This is a genomic window from Citrobacter werkmanii (assembly GCF_008693645.1).
GTDB classification, from domain to species: domain Bacteria; phylum Pseudomonadota; class Gammaproteobacteria; order Enterobacterales; family Enterobacteriaceae; genus Citrobacter; species Citrobacter werkmanii.
This window is the reverse complement of the sequence record NZ_CP044101.1, coordinates 4,647,093-4,664,209: the sequence shown is the minus strand read 5'-3', so window position 1 is coordinate 4,664,209 and position 17,117 is coordinate 4,647,093. Positions and strand designations below refer to the sequence as shown.

The window sequence follows — 17,117 nt, the reverse complement described above, 5'->3', positions numbered from 1 at the left end:
ATAGCAATGGAATTAGTATTGAAAGACGCGCAGAGCGCGCTGACTGTTTCCGAAACTACCTTCGGTCGTGATTTCAACGAAGCGCTGGTTCACCAGGTTGTTGTTGCTTATGCAGCTGGTGCTCGTCAGGGTACTCGTGCTCAGAAGACTCGTGCTGAAGTAACTGGTTCAGGCAAAAAGCCGTGGCGCCAGAAAGGTACCGGCCGTGCGCGTTCAGGTTCTATCAAGAGCCCGATCTGGCGTTCAGGTGGCGTGACCTTCGCTGCTCGCCCGCAGGACCACAGTCAAAAAGTTAACAAAAAGATGTACCGCGGCGCGCTGAAAAGCATCCTGTCCGAACTGGTACGTCAGGATCGTCTGATCGTTGTCGAGAAGTTCTCTGTAGAAGCGCCTAAAACTAAGCTGCTGGCACAGAAACTGAAAGACATGGCTCTGGAAGATGTGCTGATCATCACCGGTGAGCTGGACGAAAACCTGTTCCTGGCTGCGCGCAACCTGCACAAGGTTGACGTACGCGATGCAACTGGTATCGACCCGGTTAGCCTGATCGCCTTCGACAAAGTCGTAATGACTGCTGATGCTGTTAAGCAAGTTGAGGAGATGCTGGCATGATTCGTGAAGAACGTCTGCTGAAGGTGCTGCGCGCACCGCACGTTTCTGAAAAAGCGTCTACTGCGATGGAAAAAACTAACACCATCGTTCTCAAAGTTGCTAAAGACGCGACCAAAGCAGAGATCAAAGCTGCTGTGCAGAAACTGTTTGAAGTCGAAGTCGAAGTCGTTAACACCCTGGTAGTTAAAGGGAAAGTTAAACGTCACGGACAGCGTATCGGTCGTCGTAGCGACTGGAAAAAAGCTTACGTCACCCTGAAGGAAGGCCAGAATCTGGACTTCGTCGGCGGCGCTGAGTAAGTCGGAGGAGTAATACAATGGCAGTTGTTAAATGTAAACCGACATCTCCGGGTCGTCGCCACGTTGTTAAAGTGGTCAACCCAGAGCTGCACAAGGGCAAACCTTTTGCTCCGCTGGTTGAAAAAAACAGCAAATCCGGTGGTCGTAACAACAATGGCCGTATCACCACTCGTCACATCGGTGGTGGTCACAAGCAGGCTTATCGTATTGTTGACTTCAAACGCAACAAAGACGGTATCCCAGCAATTGTTGAACGTCTTGAGTACGATCCGAACCGCTCCGCGAACATCGCGCTGGTTCTGTACAAAGACGGTGAACGCCGTTACATTCTGGCCCCTAAAGGCCTGAAAGCTGGCGACCAGGTTCAATCTGGCGTTGATGCTGCAATCAAAGCAGGTAACACCCTGCCGATGCGCAATATCCCGGTTGGTTCTACCGTTCATAACGTAGAAATGAAACCAGGTAAAGGCGGTCAGCTGGCACGTTCCGCTGGTACTTACGTTCAGATCGTTGCGCGTGATGGTGCTTATGTCACCCTGCGTCTGCGTTCTGGTGAAATGCGTAAAGTCGAAGCAGACTGCCGTGCAACTCTGGGCGAAGTTGGCAATGCTGAGCATATGCTGCGCGTTCTGGGTAAAGCAGGTGCTGCACGCTGGCGTGGTGTTCGTCCTACCGTTCGCGGTACTGCGATGAACCCAGTCGATCACCCACATGGTGGTGGTGAAGGTCGTAACTTTGGTAAGCACCCGGTAACTCCGTGGGGCGTTCAGACCAAAGGTAAGAAGACCCGCAGCAACAAGCGTACTGATAAATTCATCGTACGTCGCCGTAGCAAATAATTTTAGAGGATAAGCCATGCCACGTTCTCTCAAGAAAGGTCCTTTTATTGACCTGCACTTGCTGAAGAAGGTAGAGAAAGCGGTGGAAAGCGGAGACAAGAAGCCCCTGCGCACTTGGTCCCGTCGTTCAACGATCTTTCCTAACATGATCGGTTTGACCATCGCTGTCCATAATGGTCGTCAGCACGTTCCGGTATTTGTTTCCGACGAAATGGTCGGTCACAAACTGGGTGAATTCGCACCGACTCGTACTTATCGCGGCCACGCTGCTGATAAAAAAGCGAAGAAGAAATAAGGTAGGAGGAAGAGATGGAAACTTTAGCTCAACATCGCCATGCTCGTTCTTCTGCTCAGAAGGTTCGCCTTGTTGCAGACCTGATTCGCGGTAAGAAAGTGTCGCAGGCTCTGGATATTCTGACCTACACCAATAAGAAAGCGGCTGTACTGGTTAAGAAAGTCCTGGAATCTGCCATTGCTAACGCTGAACACAACGATGGCGCTGACATTGACGATCTGAAAGTTACGAAAATTTTCGTAGACGAAGGCCCGAGCATGAAGCGCATTATGCCGCGTGCAAAAGGTCGTGCAGATCGCATCCTGAAGCGCACCAGCCACATTACTGTGGTTGTGTCCGATCGCTGAGACTCTGGAGACTAGCAATGGGTCAGAAAGTACATCCTAATGGTATTCGCCTGGGTATTGTAAAACCATGGAACTCAACCTGGTTTGCGAACACCAAAGAATTCGCTGACAACCTGGACAGCGATTTTAAAGTACGTCAGTACCTGACTAAGGAACTGGCTAAAGCGTCTGTATCTCGTATCGTTATCGAGCGTCCGGCTAAGAGCATCCGTGTGACCATTCACACCGCTCGCCCGGGTATCGTTATCGGTAAGAAAGGCGAAGACGTAGAAAAACTGCGCAAAGTCGTAGCTGATATTGCTGGCGTTCCTGCCCAGATCAATATCGCCGAAGTGCGTAAACCTGAACTGGACGCAAAATTGGTTGCTGACAGCATCACTTCTCAGCTGGAACGTCGCGTTATGTTCCGTCGTGCTATGAAGCGTGCTGTACAGAACGCAATGCGTCTGGGCGCTAAAGGTATTAAAGTTGAAGTTAGCGGCCGTCTGGGCGGCGCGGAAATCGCACGTACCGAATGGTACCGCGAAGGTCGCGTACCGCTGCACACTCTGCGTGCTGACATCGACTACAACACCTCTGAAGCGCACACCACTTACGGTGTAATCGGCGTTAAAGTGTGGATCTTCAAAGGCGAGATCCTGGGTGGTATGGCTGCTGTTGAACAACCGGAAAAACCGGCTGCGCAACCTAAAAAGCAGCAGCGTAAAGGCCGTAAATAAGGAGCGTCGCTGATGTTACAACCAAAGCGTACAAAATTCCGTAAAATGCACAAAGGCCGTAACCGCGGTCTGGCTGCTGGCGCGGATGTTAGCTTCGGCAGCTTCGGTCTGAAAGCTGTTGGCCGTGGTCGTCTGACTGCCCGTCAGATCGAAGCAGCACGTCGTGCTATGACCCGTGCAGTTAAGCGTCAAGGTAAGATCTGGATCCGTGTATTCCCGGACAAACCGATCACTGAAAAGCCGCTGGCAGTGCGTATGGGTAAAGGTAAAGGTAACGTGGAGTATTGGGTTGCCTTGATTCAGCCGGGTAAAGTCCTGTATGAAATGGACGGCGTACCGGAAGAGCTGGCCCGTGAAGCATTCAAGCTGGCAGCAGCGAAACTGCCGATTAAAACCACCTTTGTAACTAAGACGGTGATGTAATGAAAGCAAAAGAGCTGCGTGAGAAGAGTGTTGAAGAGCTGAACACCGAGCTGCTGAATCTGCTGCGTGAGCAGTTCAACCTGCGTATGCAGGCTGCAAGTGGCCAGCTGCAACAGTCTCACCTGTTGAAGCAAGTGCGTCGTGATGTCGCACGCGTTAAGACTTTACTGACTGAGAAGGCGGGTGCGTAATGACCGATAAAATCCGTACTCTGCAAGGTCGCGTTGTTAGCGATAAAATGGAGAAATCCATCGTTGTTGCTATCGAACGTTTTGTGAAACACCCGATCTACGGTAAATTCATTAAGCGTACGACCAAACTGCACGTACATGACGAGAACAACGAATGCGGTACTGGTGACGTGGTTGAAATCCGCGAATGCCGTCCGCTGTCCAAGACTAAGTCCTGGACGCTGGTTCGCGTTGTAGAGAAAGCTGTTCTGTAATACAGTAGGCATTCTCAACGAATAAACGGCTCAGCGATGAGCCGTTTATTTTTTCTACCCATATCGTTTGAGCGGTGTTATAATGCCGCGCCCCCGATATGGGGCTTTTTTAACGACCTGATTTTCGGGTCTCAGTAGTAGTTGACATTAGCGGAGCACTAAAATGATCCAAGAACAGACTATGCTGAACGTCGCCGACAACTCCGGTGCACGTCGCGTAATGTGTATCAAGGTTCTGGGTGGCTCGCACCGTCGCTACGCAGGCGTCGGCGATATCATCAAGATCACCATCAAGGAAGCAATTCCGCGTGGTAAGGTCAAAAAAGGTGATGTGCTGAAGGCGGTAGTGGTGCGCACCAAGAAGGGTGTTCGTCGCCCGGACGGTTCTGTCATTCGCTTCGATGGTAATGCATGCGTTATTTTAAACAATAACAGCGAGCAACCTATCGGTACGCGTATTTTTGGGCCGGTAACTCGTGAACTTCGTAACGAGAAGTTCATGAAAATTATCTCTCTGGCACCAGAAGTACTCTAAGGAGCGAATCATGGCAGCGAAGATCCGTCGTGATGACGAAGTTATCGTGTTAACCGGTAAAGATAAAGGTAAACGCGGTAAAGTTAAGAATGTCTTGTCTTCCGGCAAGCTCATTGTTGAAGGTATCAACCTGGTTAAGAAACACCAGAAGCCGGTTCCGGCTCTGAACCAACCAGGCGGCATCGTTGAAAAAGAAGCTGCTATTCAGGTTTCTAACGTTGCAATCTTCAACGCGGCAACCGGCAAGGCTGACCGTGTAGGCTTTAGATTCGAAGACGGCAAAAAAGTCCGTTTCTTCAAATCTAACAGCGAAACTATCAAGTAATTTGGAGTAGTACGATGGCGAAACTGCATGATTACTACAAAGACGAAGTAGTCGCTAAACTCATGACTGAGTTTAACTACAATTCTGTCATGCAAGTCCCTCGGGTCGAGAAGATCACCCTGAACATGGGTGTTGGTGAAGCGATCGCTGACAAGAAACTGCTGGATAACGCAGCAGCTGACCTGACAGCAATCTCCGGTCAAAAACCGCTGATCACCAAAGCACGCAAATCAGTTGCAGGCTTCAAAATCCGTCAGGGCTATCCGATCGGCTGTAAAGTAACTCTGCGTGGCGAACGCATGTGGGAGTTCTTTGAGCGTCTGATCACTATTGCTGTTCCACGTATCCGTGACTTCCGTGGCCTGTCCGCTAAGTCATTCGATGGTCGTGGTAACTACAGCATGGGTGTCCGTGAGCAGATCATCTTCCCAGAAATCGACTACGATAAAGTCGACCGCGTGCGTGGTTTGGATATTACCATTACCACTACTGCGAAATCTGACGAAGAAGGCCGTGCTCTGCTGGCTGCCTTTGACTTCCCGTTCCGCAAGTAAGGTAGGGTTACTGAATGGCTAAGCAATCAATGAAAGCACGCGAAGTAAAGCGCGTAGCTTTAGCTGATAAGTACTTCGCAAAACGCGCTGAACTGAAAGCTATTATCTCTGATGTGAACGCGACCGACGAAGATCGTTGGAACGCAGTTCTGAAGCTGCAGTCTCTGCCGCGTGATTCCAGCCCGTCCCGTCAGCGTAACCGCTGCCGTCAAACAGGTCGTCCGCATGGCTATGTGGGCAAGTTCGGGTTGAGCCGTATCAAACTGCGTGAAGCCGCTATGCGCGGTGAAGTACCAGGCTTGAAAAAGGCTAGCTGGTAATTACCAATTGAATCACGGGAGTAAAGACAGATGAGCATGCAAGATCCGATCGCGGATATGCTGACCCGTATCCGTAACGGTCAGGCCGCGAATAAAGCTGCGGTCACCATGCCTTCCTCCAAGCTGAAAGTGGCAATTGCCAACGTGCTGAAGGAAGAAGGTTTTATTGAAGATTTTAAAGTTGAAGGCGACACCAAGCCGGAACTGGAACTTACTCTTAAGTATTTCCAGGGTAAAGCTGTTGTAGAAAGCATTCAGCGTGTCAGTCGCCCAGGTCTGCGCATTTATAAGCGTAAAGACGAGCTGCCGAAGGTTATGGCTGGCATGGGTATCGCAGTTGTTTCTACCTCTAAAGGTGTTATGACTGATCGTGCAGCGCGCCAGGCTGGTCTTGGTGGCGAAATTATCTGCTACGTAGCCTAATCGGAGGAAAAAATGTCTCGTGTTGCTAAAGCACCGGTCGTTATTCCTGCCGGCGTTGATGTAAAAATCAACGGTCAGGTTATTACGATCAAAGGTAAAAACGGCGAGCTGACTCGTACTCTCAACGATGCTGTTGCAGTAAATCATGCAGATAATGCACTGACCTTCGGTCCGCGTGATGGTTACGCAGATGGATGGGCTCAGGCTGGTACCGCGCGTGCCCTGCTGAATGCAATGGTTGTCGGTGTTACCGAAGGCTTCACTAAGAAGCTGCAGCTGGTTGGTGTAGGTTATCGTGCAGCGGTCAAAGGGAATGTAGTAAACCTGGCTTTAGGTTTCTCTCATCCAGTTGATCATCAGCTGCCGGCAGGTATCACTGCAGAATGTCCGACTCAGACTGAAATCGTGCTGAAAGGCGCTGATAAACAGCTGATCGGTCAGGTTGCGGCAGATCTGCGCGCCTACCGTCGTCCTGAGCCTTACAAAGGCAAGGGTGTTCGTTACGCCGACGAAGTCGTGCGTACCAAAGAGGCTAAGAAGAAGTAAGGTAACACTATGGATAAGAAATCTGCTCGTATCCGTCGTGCGACCCGCGCACGCCGCAAGCTCAAAGAGCTGGGCGCAACTCGCCTGGTGGTACATCGTACCCCGCGTCATATTTACGCACAGGTAATTGCACCGAACGGTTCTGAAGTTCTGGTAGCTGCTTCTACTGTAGAAAAAGCTATCGCTGAACAACTGAAGTACACCGGTAACAAAGACGCTGCAGCAGCTGTGGGTAAAGCTGTCGCAGAACGCGCTCTGGAAAAAGGCATCAAAGATGTGTCCTTTGACCGTTCCGGGTTCCAATATCATGGTCGTGTCCAGGCACTGGCAGATGCTGCCCGTGAAGCTGGCCTTCAGTTCTAAGGTAGAGGTGTAAGATGGCTCACATCGAAAAACAAGCTGGCGAACTGCAGGAAAAGCTGATCGCGGTAAACCGCGTATCTAAAACCGTTAAAGGTGGTCGTATTTTCTCCTTCACAGCTCTGACTGTAGTTGGCGATGGTAACGGTCGCGTTGGTTTTGGTTACGGTAAAGCGCGTGAAGTTCCAGCAGCGATCCAGAAAGCGATGGAAAAAGCCCGTCGCAATATGATTAACGTCGCGCTGAACCACGGCACCCTGCAGCACCCGGTTAAGGGTACTCACACGGGTTCTCGTGTATTCATGCAGCCGGCTTCCGAAGGTACCGGTATCATCGCCGGTGGTGCAATGCGCGCCGTTCTGGAAGTCGCTGGAGTTCGTAACGTTCTGGCTAAAGCGTATGGTTCCACCAACCCGATTAACGTGGTTCGTGCAACTATCGACGGTCTGGAAAATATGAAATCTCCGGAAATGGTCGCTGCCAAGCGTGGTAAATCCGTTGAAGAAATTCTGGGGAAATAAACCATGGCAAAGACTATTAAAATTACTCAAACCCGCAGTGCAATCGGTCGTCTGCCGAAACACAAGGCAACGCTGCTTGGCCTGGGTCTGCGTCGTATTGGTCACACCGTAGAACGCGAGGATACTCCTGCAGTTCGTGGTATGGTCAACGCGGTTTCCTTCATGGTTAAAGTTGAGGAGTAAGAGATGCGTTTAAATACTCTGTCTCCGGCCGAAGGCTCCAAAAAGGCGGGTAAACGCCTGGGTCGTGGTATCGGTTCTGGCCTCGGTAAAACCGGTGGTCGTGGTCACAAAGGTCAGAAGTCTCGTTCTGGCGGTGGCGTACGTCGCGGTTTCGAGGGTGGTCAGATGCCTCTGTACCGTCGTCTGCCGAAATTCGGCTTCACTTCACGTAAAGCAGCGATTACAGCCGAAGTTCGTCTGTCTGACCTGGCTAAAGTTGAAGGCGGTGTTGTAGACCTGAACACGCTGAAAGCAGCTAACATTATCGGTATCCAGATCGAGTTCGCGAAAGTGATCCTGGCTGGTGAAGTCACTACTCCGGTAACTGTTCGTGGCCTGCGTGTTACTAAAGGCGCTCGTGCTGCTATCGAAGCTGCTGGCGGTAAAATCGAGGAATAAGTAGCAGATGGCTAAACAACCGGGATTAGATTTTCAAAGTGCCAAAGGTGGCTTAGGCGAGCTGAAACGCAGACTGCTGTTTGTAATCGGTGCGCTTATTGTGTTCCGTATTGGCTCTTTCATTCCGATCCCTGGTATTGATGCCGCTGTACTTGCCAAACTGCTTGAGCAACAGCGAGGCACCATCATTGAAATGTTTAACATGTTCTCTGGTGGTGCTCTCAGCCGTGCTTCTATCTTTGCTCTGGGGATCATGCCGTATATTTCGGCGTCGATCATTATCCAGCTGCTGACGGTGGTTCATCCAACGCTGGCAGAAATTAAGAAAGAAGGGGAGTCTGGTCGTCGTAAGATCAGCCAGTACACCCGCTACGGTACTCTGGTGCTGGCGATATTCCAGTCGATCGGTATTGCTACCGGTCTGCCGAATATGCCTGGTATGCAGGGCCTGGTAATGAATCCAGGCTTTGCATTCTATTTCACCGCTGTTGTAAGTCTGGTTACAGGGACTATGTTCCTGATGTGGTTGGGCGAACAGATTACTGAACGTGGTATCGGCAACGGTATCTCAATCATTATCTTCGCCGGTATTGTTGCGGGACTCCCGCCAGCCATTGCCCATACTATCGAGCAAGCGCGTCAAGGCGACCTGCACTTCCTCGTGTTGCTGTTGGTTGCAGTATTAGTATTTGCAGTGACGTTCTTTGTTGTATTTGTTGAGCGTGGTCAACGCCGTATTGTGGTAAACTACGCGAAACGTCAGCAAGGTCGTCGTGTCTATGCTGCACAGAGCACACATTTACCGCTGAAAGTGAATATGGCGGGGGTAATCCCGGCAATCTTCGCTTCCAGTATTATTCTGTTCCCGGCGACCATCGCGTCATGGTTCGGGGGCGGGACTGGTTGGAACTGGCTGACAACAATTTCGCTGTATTTGCAGCCTGGGCAACCGCTTTATGTGTTACTCTATGCGTCTGCAATCATATTCTTCTGTTTCTTCTACACGGCGTTGGTTTTCAACCCGCGTGAAACAGCAGATAACCTGAAGAAGTCCGGTGCATTTGTACCAGGAATTCGTCCGGGAGAGCAAACGGCGAAGTATATCGATAAAGTAATGACCCGCCTGACTTTGGTTGGTGCGCTCTACATTACCTTTATCTGCCTGATCCCGGAGTTCATGCGTGATGCAATGAAAGTACCGTTCTACTTTGGTGGGACCTCACTGCTTATCGTTGTTGTCGTGATTATGGACTTTATGGCTCAAGTGCAAACTCTGATGATGTCAAGTCAGTACGAGTCTGCATTGAAGAAGGCGAATCTGAAAGGCTACGGCCGTTAACAGTCGCCCGAGAAGTTACGGAGAGTAAAAATGAAAGTTCGTGCTTCCGTCAAGAAATTATGCCGTAACTGCAAAATCGTTAAGCGTGATGGTGTCATCCGTGTGATTTGCAGTGCCGAGCCGAAGCATAAACAGCGCCAAGGCTGATTTATTCGCATATTTTTCTTGCAAAGTTGGGTTGAGCTGGCTAGATTAGCCAGCCAATCTTTTGTATGTCTGTGCGTTTCCATTTGAGTATCCTGAAAACGGGCTTTTCAGCATGGTGCGTACATATTAAATAGTAGGAGTGCATAGTGGCCCGTATAGCAGGCATTAACATTCCTGATCAGAAACATGCTGTGATCGCATTAACTTCGATCTACGGCGTCGGCAAGACCCGTTCTAAAGCCATTCTGGCTGCAGCGGGTATCGCTGAAGATGTTAAGATCAGTGAGCTGTCTGAAGAACAAATCGACACGCTGCGTGACGAAGTTGCCAAATTTGTCGTTGAAGGTGATCTGCGCCGTGAAGTTAGCATGAGCATCAAGCGCCTTATGGACCTTGGTTGCTATCGCGGTTTGCGTCATCGTCGTGGTCTCCCGGTTCGCGGTCAGCGTACCAAGACCAACGCACGTACCCGTAAGGGTCCGCGCAAACCGATCAAGAAATAATCGGGGTGATTGAATAATGGCAAAGGCACCAATTCGTGCACGTAAACGTGTAAGAAAACAAGTCTCTGACGGCGTGGCTCATATCCATGCTTCTTTTAACAACACCATCGTTACCATTACTGATCGTCAGGGTAACGCACTGGGTTGGGCAACAGCCGGTGGTTCCGGTTTCCGTGGTTCTCGCAAATCCACTCCGTTTGCAGCTCAGGTTGCAGCAGAGCGTTGCGCTGAAGCCGTAAAAGAATACGGTATCAAGAATCTGGAAGTTATGGTCAAAGGACCGGGTCCAGGTCGCGAATCTACTGTTCGTGCTCTGAACGCCGCTGGTTTCCGCATCACTAATATTACTGATGTGACTCCGATCCCTCATAACGGTTGTCGTCCGCCGAAAAAACGTCGCGTATAACGCTGTCGTTTCTAGGATTGTTGGAGAAAGAAAATGGCAAGATATTTGGGTCCTAAGCTCAAGCTGAGCCGTCGTGAGGGCACTGACTTATTCCTTAAGTCTGGCGTTCGCGCGATCGATACCAAGTGTAAAATTGAACAAGCTCCTGGCCAGCACGGTGCGCGTAAACCGCGTCTGTCTGACTATGGTGTGCAGTTGCGTGAAAAGCAAAAAGTTCGCCGTATCTATGGTGTGCTGGAGCGTCAGTTCCGTAACTACTACAAAGAAGCAGCACGTCTGAAAGGCAACACCGGTGAAAACCTGTTGGGTCTGCTGGAAGGTCGTCTGGACAACGTTGTATACCGTATGGGCTTCGGTGCCACTCGTGCAGAAGCACGTCAGCTGGTCAGCCATAAAGCAATTATGGTAAACGGTCGTGTTGTTAACATCGCTTCTTATCAGGTTAGTCCGAATGACGTTGTTAGCATTCGTGAGAAAGCGAAGAAGCAGTCTCGCGTGAAAGCCGCTCTGGAGCTGGCTGAGCAGCGTGAAAAGCCAACCTGGCTGGAAGTTGATGCTGGCAAGATGGAAGGTACGTTCAAGCGTAAGCCGGAGCGTTCTGATCTGTCTGCGGACATTAACGAACACCTGATCGTCGAGCTTTACTCCAAGTAAAGCTTAGTACCAAAGAGAGGACACAATGCAGGGTTCTGTGACAGAGTTTCTAAAACCGCGCCTGGTAGATATCGAGCAAGTGAGTTCGACGCACGCCAAGGTGACCCTTGAGCCTTTAGAGCGTGGCTTTGGCCATACTTTGGGTAACGCACTGCGCCGTATTCTGCTCTCATCGATGCCGGGTTGCGCGGTGACCGAGGTTGAGATTGATGGTGTACTACATGAGTACAGCACCAAAGAAGGCGTTCAGGAAGATATCCTGGAAATCCTGCTCAACCTGAAAGGGCTGGCGGTGAGAGTTCAGGGTAAAGATGACGTTATTCTTACCTTGAATAAATCTGGCATTGGCCCTGTGACTGCAGCCGACATTACCCATGATGGTGATGTCGAAATCGTCAAGCCACAGCACGTGATCTGCCACCTGACCGATGAGAACGCATCTATTAGTATGCGCATCAAAGTTCAGCGCGGTCGTGGTTATGTGCCGGCTTCTACCCGAATTCATTCGGAAGAAGATGAGCGCCCAATCGGCCGTCTGCTGGTCGACGCATGCTACAGCCCTGTAGAGCGTATTGCCTACAATGTTGAAGCAGCGCGTGTAGAACAGCGTACCGACCTGGACAAGCTGGTCATCGAAATGGAAACCAACGGCACAATCGATCCTGAAGAGGCGATTCGTCGTGCGGCAACCATTCTGGCTGAACAACTGGAAGCTTTTGTTGACTTACGTGATGTACGTCAGCCGGAAGTTAAAGAAGAGAAACCAGAATTCGATCCGATCCTGCTGCGCCCTGTTGACGATCTGGAATTGACTGTCCGCTCTGCTAACTGCCTCAAAGCAGAAGCTATCCACTATATCGGTGATCTGGTACAGCGTACTGAGGTTGAGCTTCTTAAGACGCCTAACCTTGGTAAAAAATCTCTTACTGAGATTAAAGACGTGCTGGCTTCCCGTGGACTGTCTCTGGGCATGCGCCTGGAAAACTGGCCACCGGCAAGCATCGCTGACGAGTAACCGGATCACAGGTTAAGGTTTTACTGAGAAGGATAAGGTCATGCGCCATCGTAAGAGTGGTCGTCAACTGAACCGCAACAGCAGCCATCGCCAGGCTATGTTCCGCAATATGGCAGGTTCACTGGTTCGTCATGAAATCATCAAGACGACTCTGCCGAAAGCGAAAGAGCTGCGTCGCGTAGTTGAGCCGCTGATTACTCTTGCCAAGACTGATAGCGTAGCTAATCGTCGTCTGGCATTCGCCCGTACTCGTGATAACGAGATCGTGGCAAAACTGTTTAACGAACTGGGCCCGCGTTTCGCGAGCCGCGCCGGTGGTTACACTCGCATTCTGAAGTGTGGTTTCCGTGCAGGCGACAACGCGCCGATGGCATACATCGAGCTGGTTGATCGTTCAGAGAAAACAGAAGCTGCTGCAGAGTAATCTGTAGTAACGTAAAAAAACCCGCCTCGGCGGGTTTTTTTATATCCGCCATATCCCCACTTAACTACAATATCTGTACTCTTTTTGTTCATCCCCTGGAGCGTCATATGTGGTTACTGGACCAGTGGGCGGAGCGCCATATTATTGCTGCACAGTCTAAAGGCGAGTTTGATGATTTACCTGGTACAGGCGAACCGCTTACTCTTGACGATGATTCCCATATTCCGCCTGAACTTCGAGCCGGATACCGTTTATTAAAAAATGCAGGCTGCCTTCCACCTGAGCTTGAGCAGCGCAGAGAGGCGATCCAGCTGCTTGAAATACTCGCGGGGATCCGCAAAGATGATGCCAGTTATCAGGAAGTCAGTCGACGGTTGTCGCTACTGGAGCTAAAACTTCGCCTGGCTGGATTTAGCACCGAATTTTTACACGGCGAATACGCAGATAAGCTGCTACAGAAGATCAACGACAAATAGCGGAGAGAGCATGTACCGAATTGGTGAATTAGCGAAGCTGGCTGACGTGACGCCGGATACTATCCGTTACTATGAAAAGCAGCAGATGATGGAACATGAAGTACGTACCGAAGGCGGGTTTCGCCTCTACACGGAAAGTGATCTTCAGCGTCTTAAGTTTATTCGTTATGCCCGTCAGCTTGGTTTTACACTGGAGTCGATTCGCGAACTGCTTTCGATCCGCATAGATCCAGAGCACCATACCTGCCAGGAATCAAAAGGGATCGTTCAGGAAAGATTACAAGAGGTCGAAGCGCGCATAGCGGAGCTTCAGGCGATGCAACGATCGTTACAGCGATTAAATGATGCATGCTGTGGTAAAGCACACAGCAGTGTGTACTGTTCTATTCTTGAAGCACTTGAACAAGGCGCCAGCGGGACACTATCAGATCGTTGATTTTTTGCACGGTCAGGTCTACACTCCTGGCGTAAATTACCCCACAAACTGGAGAGAGTATGAGCCGTTATCAGCATACCAAAGGACAGATAAAGGACAACGCCATTGAGGCGCTTCTGCATGATCCACTGTTCAGGCAGCGCGTTGAGAAAAATAAGAAAGGGAAAGGAAGTTATCTACGTAAAGGTAAACATGGCAATCGGGGAAACTGGGAGGCCAGTGGCAAGAAAGTGAAGCACTTTTTTACCACTGGCCTTTTTGTTTCAGTGAACGCTTAAGAGCGGTTATTCTGTTCTTTCAGCAGGTCACGAATTTCACTTAGTAATACTTCTTCTTTAGATGGTGCTGGGGGTGCCGCTGGCTCTTCAGCTTTTTTACGATTCAATTTATTGATCAGTTTGATTGCCATAAAGATAGCAAACGCAACAATAATGAAATCGAAGACATTCTGAATGAATACGCCGTAATGCATGACCACCGCCGGGATGTCTCCCTGCGCATCACGTAACGTTAAAGCAAACTGTTTAAAATCAATCCCACCAATTAGCAACCCCAGTGGCGGCATGATGATATCGGCAACCAGTGATGAAACGATCTTACCGAATGCCGCACCAATAATGACACCCACTGCCAAATCGACAACATTCCCGCGCATCGCGAATTCGCGAAACTCTTTAATAATGCTCATTTTATTCTCCCTATGCAGCTGACGTTTATAAGTTTAACAAATGTTTAGGCAATTTCCATTTATGTATTGCGGAAAGGAAAAATTATTAGGCCCTGATAAATAAAGGGAAAAAAAAAGGCGCTATATTAGCGCCTAAATTATTACAGGAAGAAGGGGCTTGGCTGGAATAAGCGCTCGACGTCGGTAATAAACTTTTTATCTGTCAGGAACATAATAACGTGATCGCCCTGTTCAATACGCAGGTTGTCATTAGCAATCATCACATCATTACCCCGTACAACAGCGCCAATAATGGTGCCGGGCGGAAGTTTAATTTCATCAATCGAGCGACCTACTACCCGTGATGTTGTCTCATCACCGTGTGCGACGGCTTCAATGGCTTCCGCTACGCCGCGGCGTAGTGATGAAACACCAACAATATCAGCTTTACGAACATGGCTCAGGAGTGCGGAGATGGTCGCCTGCTGCGGTGAAATCGCAATATCGATCACGCTGCCCTGCACCAGATCGACGTACGCTCTGCGCTGGATCAGCACCATCACTTTCTTGGCGCCCATTCGTTTAGCCAGCATCGCCGACATGATGTTAGCTTCATCGTCATTGGTCACCGCGATGAACAGATCAACCTGATCGATGTGTTCTTCCGCCAGAAGCTCTTGATCCGAAGCATCGCCAAAAAAGACGATCGTATTTTGCAGTTTCTCTGCAAGCTCCGATGCGCGCTGCTGATTACGCTCGATCAGTTTGACGCTGTAATCTTTTTCCAGACGCCGCGCGAGCCCTGCACCGATATTACCGCCACCGACTAACATAATGCGTTTGTACGGCTTTTCCAGACGCTGTAGCTCGCTCATGACGGCGCGAATGTGCTGTGATGCCGCGATAAAGAAGACTTCATCACCCGCTTCAACGATGGTAGAACCCTGCGGGCGAATTGGCCTGTCATGACGGAATATCGCCGCAACGCGGGTATCGATATGCGGCATGTGATCGCGCATGGTCGACAACGCATTACCGATTAGCGGTCCGCCGTAATAAGCTTTCACGACCGCCAGACTGACTTTGCCCTCGGCAAAATTCACGACTTGCAATGCGCCCGGATATTCAATCAGGCGATAAATGCTATCGATAACCAGTTGCTCAGGCGCAATCAGATGATCGATAGGGACGGCATCGGATTGAAATAGCTTGTCTGCATCGCGAACGTAATCCGGTGAACGAATACGGGCGATACGGTTAGGCGTATTAAACAGGGAATAAGCTACCTGGCAGGCAACCATATTTGTTTCATCTGAGCTGGTTACGGCAACCAGCATATCGGCATCGTCGGCACCAGCTTCACGCAATACACGGGGATGTGAACCATGTCCTTGCACGACGCGGAGATCAAACTTGTCCTGCAAGCTGCGCAGGCGCTCACCATTGGTATCGACTACCGTGATATCGTTGTTCTCTCCGACCAGGTTTTCAGCCAGCGTACCGCCAACTTGCCCTGCGCCAAGAATGATAATTTTCATCAGTCGCGACCCGTTATCTCATCACTTTTTGATTAGCTTAGCGTAAAAGAAGCCATCGCCATCTTCTGCACCCGGTAAATTCTGACGTCCCGGCTGCTCTGGCGTACCGGTTTCGCTTAACACCGCATCCGGTGTGCGTGCAAGGAACGCGGCGATCTGCTGTTGGTTTTCTTCTGGCAGAATAGAACAGGTTGCATAGACCAGCGTGCCGCCCGGCTTAAGGTGTGTCCAGGTCGCGTTGAGAATCTCGGCCTGCAACTGAGCGAGTTCGGCAATATCACGATCGCGACGCAACCATTTGATATCCGGATGGCGACGGATCACACCAGTGGCAGAACATGGAGCGTCCAGCAAAATACGGTCAAACTGTTGCTCACCGCACCACTGCTGCGGATAGCGACCATCACCCTGCTTCACGGTTGCTTTCATACCCAGGCGTTTCAGGTTGTCATACACGCGAGACAGGCGTTTATCGTCGACATCGACTGCCATCACGTTCGCATCTGGCGCGACCTCCAGAATGTGAGTGGTCTTGCCGCCGGGAGCGCAACATAAATCAAGGATCTGCTCTCCGTTTTGTGGCTGCAGATAGCTGACGCAACCCTGGGCAGAGGCATCCTGAACGGTGACCCAACCTTGCTCAAAACCTGGCAGGGCGAGCACGGGGGCTGGTGTTTCCAGACGGACCGCATCCGGGTAATCCGGATGAGGGAAACCGGTCAATCCTGCTTCGGCGAGTAGTTCCAGCCAGGCGTCGCGCGTATGGTGGTTGCGATTAACACGGAGCCACATTGGCGGGCGTTGGTTATTAGCCTCAAGGATGGCTTCCCATTGCTGTGGATAAGCGGCTTTAATACGTTTTACCAGCCAGGAGGGGTGTAAGAAACGTAGATCGCTTTGTGCGAACTCGGTCAGTAGTTCTTCCTGACGGCGCTGGAACTGGCGTAATACACCATTGATCAGCCCTTTCAACTGCGGACGCTTAATCACCACCGCGCCTTCTACGGTTTCGGCCAGCGCAGCATGGGGTGGGATACGGGTATGCAGCAGTTGGTAGAAGCCCACCATGATCAGGTAGTGAACGGTACGCTGTTTGCCCGTCATCGGACGTTCCATCAGTTGCTGGATCATCCACTCCAGTTGCGAGAGTGTGCGCAATACGCCGAAGCAAAGCTCTTGCAACAGCGCTTTATCTTTATCGGCAACTTTTTGCTGCATGGCGGGCAGCACGTTGCTTAATGATTGCCCCTTTTCGACAACCTGCTCGACGGCCTGGGCCGCCATACTGCGTAAATTAAGATGTTTTTTCATAAGTGCAAAAATAAAAA

32 protein-coding genes are annotated in these 17,117 nt (G+C 50.4%); 29 read left to right on the top strand and 3 right to left on the bottom strand.

Going from position 1 to position 17,117, the window contains the following annotated elements; translation table 11 throughout:
- Positions 1 to 6: 6 nt before the first annotated feature.
- From rplD to arfA, 29 genes are all read left to right on the top strand, one after another.
- Entirely contained in the window at positions 7 to 612 is a 606-nt protein-coding gene (gene rplD, locus FOB24_RS23015) for a 50S ribosomal protein L4 (protein WP_000424395.1), read from the top strand.
- Positions 609 to 911, top strand: coding sequence for a 50S ribosomal protein L23 (gene rplW, locus FOB24_RS23010; RefSeq protein WP_000617546.1), 303 nt, complete (start codon positions 609 to 611; stop codon positions 909 to 911). The genes rplD and rplW overlap by 4 nt, the downstream gene beginning before the upstream one ends.
- A 17-nt stretch (positions 912 to 928) precedes the next feature.
- On the top strand, positions 929 to 1,750 hold the full coding sequence (gene rplB / locus FOB24_RS23005; RefSeq protein WP_038634702.1) for a 50S ribosomal protein L2: 822 nt from the start codon (positions 929 to 931) through the stop codon (positions 1,748 to 1,750).
- A 16-nt stretch (positions 1,751 to 1,766) separates the two neighbouring features.
- Positions 1,767 to 2,045, top strand: coding sequence for a 30S ribosomal protein S19 (rpsS, locus tag FOB24_RS23000; protein WP_001138115.1), 279 nt, complete (start codon positions 1,767 to 1,769; stop codon positions 2,043 to 2,045).
- Positions 2,046 to 2,059: 14 nt separating this feature from the next.
- Complete coding sequence (rplV, locus tag FOB24_RS22995; protein ID WP_000448832.1) at positions 2,060 to 2,392, top strand: 50S ribosomal protein L22; 333 nt, start codon at positions 2,060 to 2,062, stop codon at positions 2,390 to 2,392.
- A gap of 17 nt (positions 2,393 to 2,409) precedes the next feature.
- On the top strand, positions 2,410 to 3,111 hold the full coding sequence (gene rpsC, locus FOB24_RS22990; RefSeq protein WP_000529945.1) for a 30S ribosomal protein S3: 702 nt from the start codon (positions 2,410 to 2,412) through the stop codon (positions 3,109 to 3,111).
- 12 nt (positions 3,112 to 3,123) lie between these two features.
- Entirely contained in the window at positions 3,124 to 3,534 is a 411-nt protein-coding gene (gene rplP / locus FOB24_RS22985; RefSeq protein ID WP_000941208.1) for a 50S ribosomal protein L16, read from the top strand.
- Complete coding sequence (gene rpmC, locus FOB24_RS22980; RefSeq protein ID WP_000644742.1) at positions 3,534 to 3,725, top strand: 50S ribosomal protein L29; 192 nt, start codon at positions 3,534 to 3,536, stop codon at positions 3,723 to 3,725. The genes rplP and rpmC overlap by 1 nt, the downstream gene beginning before the upstream one ends.
- Positions 3,725 to 3,979, top strand: coding sequence for a 30S ribosomal protein S17 (gene rpsQ / locus FOB24_RS22975; protein WP_003031120.1), 255 nt, complete (start codon positions 3,725 to 3,727; stop codon positions 3,977 to 3,979). Before rpmC ends, rpsQ begins: the two co-directional genes overlap by 1 nt.
- Before the next feature lie 163 nt (positions 3,980 to 4,142).
- Positions 4,143 to 4,514, top strand: coding sequence for a 50S ribosomal protein L14 (gene rplN, locus FOB24_RS22970; protein WP_000613954.1), 372 nt, complete (start codon positions 4,143 to 4,145; stop codon positions 4,512 to 4,514).
- Positions 4,515 to 4,524: 10 nt separating this feature from the next.
- Positions 4,525 to 4,839, top strand: coding sequence for a 50S ribosomal protein L24 (gene rplX, locus FOB24_RS22965; protein WP_004106345.1), 315 nt, complete (start codon positions 4,525 to 4,527; stop codon positions 4,837 to 4,839).
- 14 nt (positions 4,840 to 4,853) lie between these two features.
- Positions 4,854 to 5,393 (top strand): 50S ribosomal protein L5, encoded by a 540-nt coding sequence (gene rplE, locus FOB24_RS22960; protein WP_003031123.1) that lies wholly within the window; start codon positions 4,854 to 4,856, stop codon positions 5,391 to 5,393.
- Between the two features lie 14 nt (positions 5,394 to 5,407).
- Positions 5,408 to 5,713, top strand: coding sequence for a 30S ribosomal protein S14 (gene rpsN / locus FOB24_RS22955; RefSeq protein ID WP_003031125.1), 306 nt, complete (start codon positions 5,408 to 5,410; stop codon positions 5,711 to 5,713).
- 30 nt (positions 5,714 to 5,743) lie between these two features.
- Positions 5,744 to 6,136, top strand: a complete 393-nt coding sequence (gene rpsH / locus FOB24_RS22950) for a 30S ribosomal protein S8 (protein ID WP_003031127.1) — start codon at positions 5,744 to 5,746, stop codon at positions 6,134 to 6,136.
- Between the two features lie 12 nt (positions 6,137 to 6,148).
- Entirely contained in the window at positions 6,149 to 6,682 is a 534-nt protein-coding gene (gene rplF, locus FOB24_RS22945; protein ID WP_006687355.1) for a 50S ribosomal protein L6, read from the top strand.
- 9 nt (positions 6,683 to 6,691) lie between these two features.
- Positions 6,692 to 7,045 (top strand): 50S ribosomal protein L18, encoded by a 354-nt coding sequence (gene rplR / locus FOB24_RS22940; protein ID WP_000358956.1) that lies wholly within the window; start codon positions 6,692 to 6,694, stop codon positions 7,043 to 7,045.
- 14 nt (positions 7,046 to 7,059) lie between these two features.
- Positions 7,060 to 7,563 carry a 30S ribosomal protein S5 gene (gene rpsE / locus FOB24_RS22935; RefSeq protein ID WP_003031131.1) on the top strand — a complete coding sequence of 168 codons (504 nt, stop codon included), beginning with the start codon at positions 7,060 to 7,062 and terminating at the stop codon, positions 7,561 to 7,563.
- Between the two features lie 3 nt (positions 7,564 to 7,566).
- Positions 7,567 to 7,746, top strand: a complete 180-nt coding sequence (rpmD, locus tag FOB24_RS22930; protein WP_001140434.1) for a 50S ribosomal protein L30 — start codon at positions 7,567 to 7,569, stop codon at positions 7,744 to 7,746.
- 3 nt (positions 7,747 to 7,749) lie between these two features.
- Positions 7,750 to 8,184 (top strand): 50S ribosomal protein L15, encoded by a 435-nt coding sequence (rplO, locus tag FOB24_RS22925; protein WP_001238917.1) that lies wholly within the window; start codon positions 7,750 to 7,752, stop codon positions 8,182 to 8,184.
- Between the two features lie 7 nt (positions 8,185 to 8,191).
- Positions 8,192 to 9,523, top strand: coding sequence for a preprotein translocase subunit SecY (gene secY / locus FOB24_RS22920; protein WP_001118864.1), 1,332 nt, complete (start codon positions 8,192 to 8,194; stop codon positions 9,521 to 9,523).
- A gap of 30 nt (positions 9,524 to 9,553) precedes the next feature.
- Positions 9,554 to 9,670: a 50S ribosomal protein L36 gene (gene rpmJ, locus FOB24_RS22915; RefSeq protein ID WP_000868187.1), complete on the top strand. Its 117-nt coding sequence runs from the start codon at positions 9,554 to 9,556 to the stop codon at positions 9,668 to 9,670.
- Positions 9,671 to 9,816: 146 nt separating this feature from the next.
- The gene (gene rpsM, locus FOB24_RS22910) at positions 9,817 to 10,173 is read left to right on the top strand and encodes a 30S ribosomal protein S13 (RefSeq protein ID WP_003031135.1); all 357 of its coding nucleotides are present in this window, start codon (positions 9,817 to 9,819) and stop codon (positions 10,171 to 10,173) included.
- Positions 10,174 to 10,189: 16 nt separating this feature from the next.
- Complete coding sequence (gene rpsK, locus FOB24_RS22905) at positions 10,190 to 10,579, top strand: 30S ribosomal protein S11 (protein WP_003031137.1); 390 nt, start codon at positions 10,190 to 10,192, stop codon at positions 10,577 to 10,579.
- A gap of 33 nt (positions 10,580 to 10,612) precedes the next feature.
- Positions 10,613 to 11,233, top strand: coding sequence for a 30S ribosomal protein S4 (gene rpsD, locus FOB24_RS22900; protein ID WP_003031138.1), 621 nt, complete (start codon positions 10,613 to 10,615; stop codon positions 11,231 to 11,233).
- Between the two features lie 25 nt (positions 11,234 to 11,258).
- A complete protein-coding gene (locus tag FOB24_RS22895; RefSeq protein ID WP_003031139.1) occupies positions 11,259 to 12,248 on the top strand; it encodes a DNA-directed RNA polymerase subunit alpha in 990 nt (329 codons plus the stop codon).
- 40 nt (positions 12,249 to 12,288) lie between these two features.
- The gene (rplQ, locus tag FOB24_RS22890) at positions 12,289 to 12,672 is read left to right on the top strand and encodes a 50S ribosomal protein L17 (RefSeq protein WP_001216370.1); all 384 of its coding nucleotides are present in this window, start codon (positions 12,289 to 12,291) and stop codon (positions 12,670 to 12,672) included.
- Between the two features lie 107 nt (positions 12,673 to 12,779).
- On the top strand, positions 12,780 to 13,148 hold the full coding sequence (locus FOB24_RS22885) for a DnaJ family domain-containing protein (RefSeq protein ID WP_150345492.1): 369 nt from the start codon (positions 12,780 to 12,782) through the stop codon (positions 13,146 to 13,148).
- 10 nt (positions 13,149 to 13,158) lie between these two features.
- Positions 13,159 to 13,584: a Zn(2+)-responsive transcriptional regulator gene (gene zntR / locus FOB24_RS22880; protein WP_038634659.1), complete on the top strand. Its 426-nt coding sequence runs from the start codon at positions 13,159 to 13,161 to the stop codon at positions 13,582 to 13,584.
- Positions 13,585 to 13,643: 59 nt separating this feature from the next.
- On the top strand, positions 13,644 to 13,862 hold the full coding sequence (arfA, locus tag FOB24_RS22875) for an alternative ribosome-rescue factor ArfA (RefSeq protein WP_038634656.1): 219 nt from the start codon (positions 13,644 to 13,646) through the stop codon (positions 13,860 to 13,862).
- Here the strand turns inward: arfA and mscL are convergent.
- From mscL to rsmB, 3 genes are all read right to left on the bottom strand, one after another.
- The gene (gene mscL, locus FOB24_RS22870; protein ID WP_003031152.1) at positions 13,859 to 14,272 is read right to left on the bottom strand and encodes a large-conductance mechanosensitive channel protein MscL; all 414 of its coding nucleotides are present in this window, start codon (positions 14,270 to 14,272) and stop codon (positions 13,859 to 13,861) included. The genes arfA and mscL overlap by 4 nt on opposite strands.
- 140 nt (positions 14,273 to 14,412) lie before the next feature.
- Complete coding sequence (gene trkA, locus FOB24_RS22865) at positions 14,413 to 15,789, bottom strand: Trk system potassium transporter TrkA (protein WP_006687350.1); 1,377 nt, start codon at positions 15,787 to 15,789, stop codon at positions 14,413 to 14,415.
- Between the two features lie 21 nt (positions 15,790 to 15,810).
- On the bottom strand, positions 15,811 to 17,100 hold the full coding sequence (gene rsmB / locus FOB24_RS22860) for a 16S rRNA (cytosine(967)-C(5))-methyltransferase RsmB (RefSeq protein ID WP_038634647.1): 1,290 nt from the start codon (positions 17,098 to 17,100) through the stop codon (positions 15,811 to 15,813).
- Positions 17,101 to 17,117 lie beyond the last annotated feature (17 nt).

Coding starts and splice junctions, on each gene's coding strand:
- trkA (WP_006687350.1), bottom strand. CDS start 15,789: ATGAAAATTATCATTCTTGGCGCAGGGCAAGTTGGCGGTACGCTGGCT.
- rpsE (WP_003031131.1), top strand. CDS start 7,060: ATGGCTCACATCGAAAAACAAGCTGGCGAACTGCAGGAAAAGCTGATC.
- rpsK (WP_003031137.1), top strand. CDS start 10,190: ATGGCAAAGGCACCAATTCGTGCACGTAAACGTGTAAGAAAACAAGTC.
- rplO (WP_001238917.1), top strand. CDS start 7,750: ATGCGTTTAAATACTCTGTCTCCGGCCGAAGGCTCCAAAAAGGCGGGT.
- rplE (WP_003031123.1), top strand. CDS start 4,854: ATGGCGAAACTGCATGATTACTACAAAGACGAAGTAGTCGCTAAACTC.
- FOB24_RS22885 (WP_150345492.1), top strand. CDS start 12,780: ATGTGGTTACTGGACCAGTGGGCGGAGCGCCATATTATTGCTGCACAG.
- rpmC (WP_000644742.1), top strand. CDS start 3,534: ATGAAAGCAAAAGAGCTGCGTGAGAAGAGTGTTGAAGAGCTGAACACC.
- rplD (WP_000424395.1), top strand. CDS start 7: ATGGAATTAGTATTGAAAGACGCGCAGAGCGCGCTGACTGTTTCCGAA.
- zntR (WP_038634659.1), top strand. CDS start 13,159: ATGTACCGAATTGGTGAATTAGCGAAGCTGGCTGACGTGACGCCGGAT.
- rplB (WP_038634702.1), top strand. CDS start 929: ATGGCAGTTGTTAAATGTAAACCGACATCTCCGGGTCGTCGCCACGTT.
- secY (WP_001118864.1), top strand. CDS start 8,192: ATGGCTAAACAACCGGGATTAGATTTTCAAAGTGCCAAAGGTGGCTTA.
- rpmD (WP_001140434.1), top strand. CDS start 7,567: ATGGCAAAGACTATTAAAATTACTCAAACCCGCAGTGCAATCGGTCGT.
- arfA (WP_038634656.1), top strand. CDS start 13,644: ATGAGCCGTTATCAGCATACCAAAGGACAGATAAAGGACAACGCCATT.
- FOB24_RS22895 (WP_003031139.1), top strand. CDS start 11,259: ATGCAGGGTTCTGTGACAGAGTTTCTAAAACCGCGCCTGGTAGATATC.
- rpsC (WP_000529945.1), top strand. CDS start 2,410: ATGGGTCAGAAAGTACATCCTAATGGTATTCGCCTGGGTATTGTAAAA.
- rplR (WP_000358956.1), top strand. CDS start 6,692: ATGGATAAGAAATCTGCTCGTATCCGTCGTGCGACCCGCGCACGCCGC.
- rplQ (WP_001216370.1), top strand. CDS start 12,289: ATGCGCCATCGTAAGAGTGGTCGTCAACTGAACCGCAACAGCAGCCAT.
- rpsH (WP_003031127.1), top strand. CDS start 5,744: ATGAGCATGCAAGATCCGATCGCGGATATGCTGACCCGTATCCGTAAC.
- rpmJ (WP_000868187.1), top strand. CDS start 9,554: ATGAAAGTTCGTGCTTCCGTCAAGAAATTATGCCGTAACTGCAAAATC.
- rplF (WP_006687355.1), top strand. CDS start 6,149: ATGTCTCGTGTTGCTAAAGCACCGGTCGTTATTCCTGCCGGCGTTGAT.
- rplN (WP_000613954.1), top strand. CDS start 4,143: ATGATCCAAGAACAGACTATGCTGAACGTCGCCGACAACTCCGGTGCA.
- rplP (WP_000941208.1), top strand. CDS start 3,124: ATGTTACAACCAAAGCGTACAAAATTCCGTAAAATGCACAAAGGCCGT.
- rpsQ (WP_003031120.1), top strand. CDS start 3,725: ATGACCGATAAAATCCGTACTCTGCAAGGTCGCGTTGTTAGCGATAAA.
- rpsD (WP_003031138.1), top strand. CDS start 10,613: ATGGCAAGATATTTGGGTCCTAAGCTCAAGCTGAGCCGTCGTGAGGGC.
- mscL (WP_003031152.1), bottom strand. CDS start 14,272: ATGAGCATTATTAAAGAGTTTCGCGAATTCGCGATGCGCGGGAATGTT.
- rpsS (WP_001138115.1), top strand. CDS start 1,767: ATGCCACGTTCTCTCAAGAAAGGTCCTTTTATTGACCTGCACTTGCTG.
- rsmB (WP_038634647.1), bottom strand. CDS start 17,100: ATGAAAAAACATCTTAATTTACGCAGTATGGCGGCCCAGGCCGTCGAG.
- rplW (WP_000617546.1), top strand. CDS start 609: ATGATTCGTGAAGAACGTCTGCTGAAGGTGCTGCGCGCACCGCACGTT.
- rplV (WP_000448832.1), top strand. CDS start 2,060: ATGGAAACTTTAGCTCAACATCGCCATGCTCGTTCTTCTGCTCAGAAG.
- rplX (WP_004106345.1), top strand. CDS start 4,525: ATGGCAGCGAAGATCCGTCGTGATGACGAAGTTATCGTGTTAACCGGT.
- rpsN (WP_003031125.1), top strand. CDS start 5,408: ATGGCTAAGCAATCAATGAAAGCACGCGAAGTAAAGCGCGTAGCTTTA.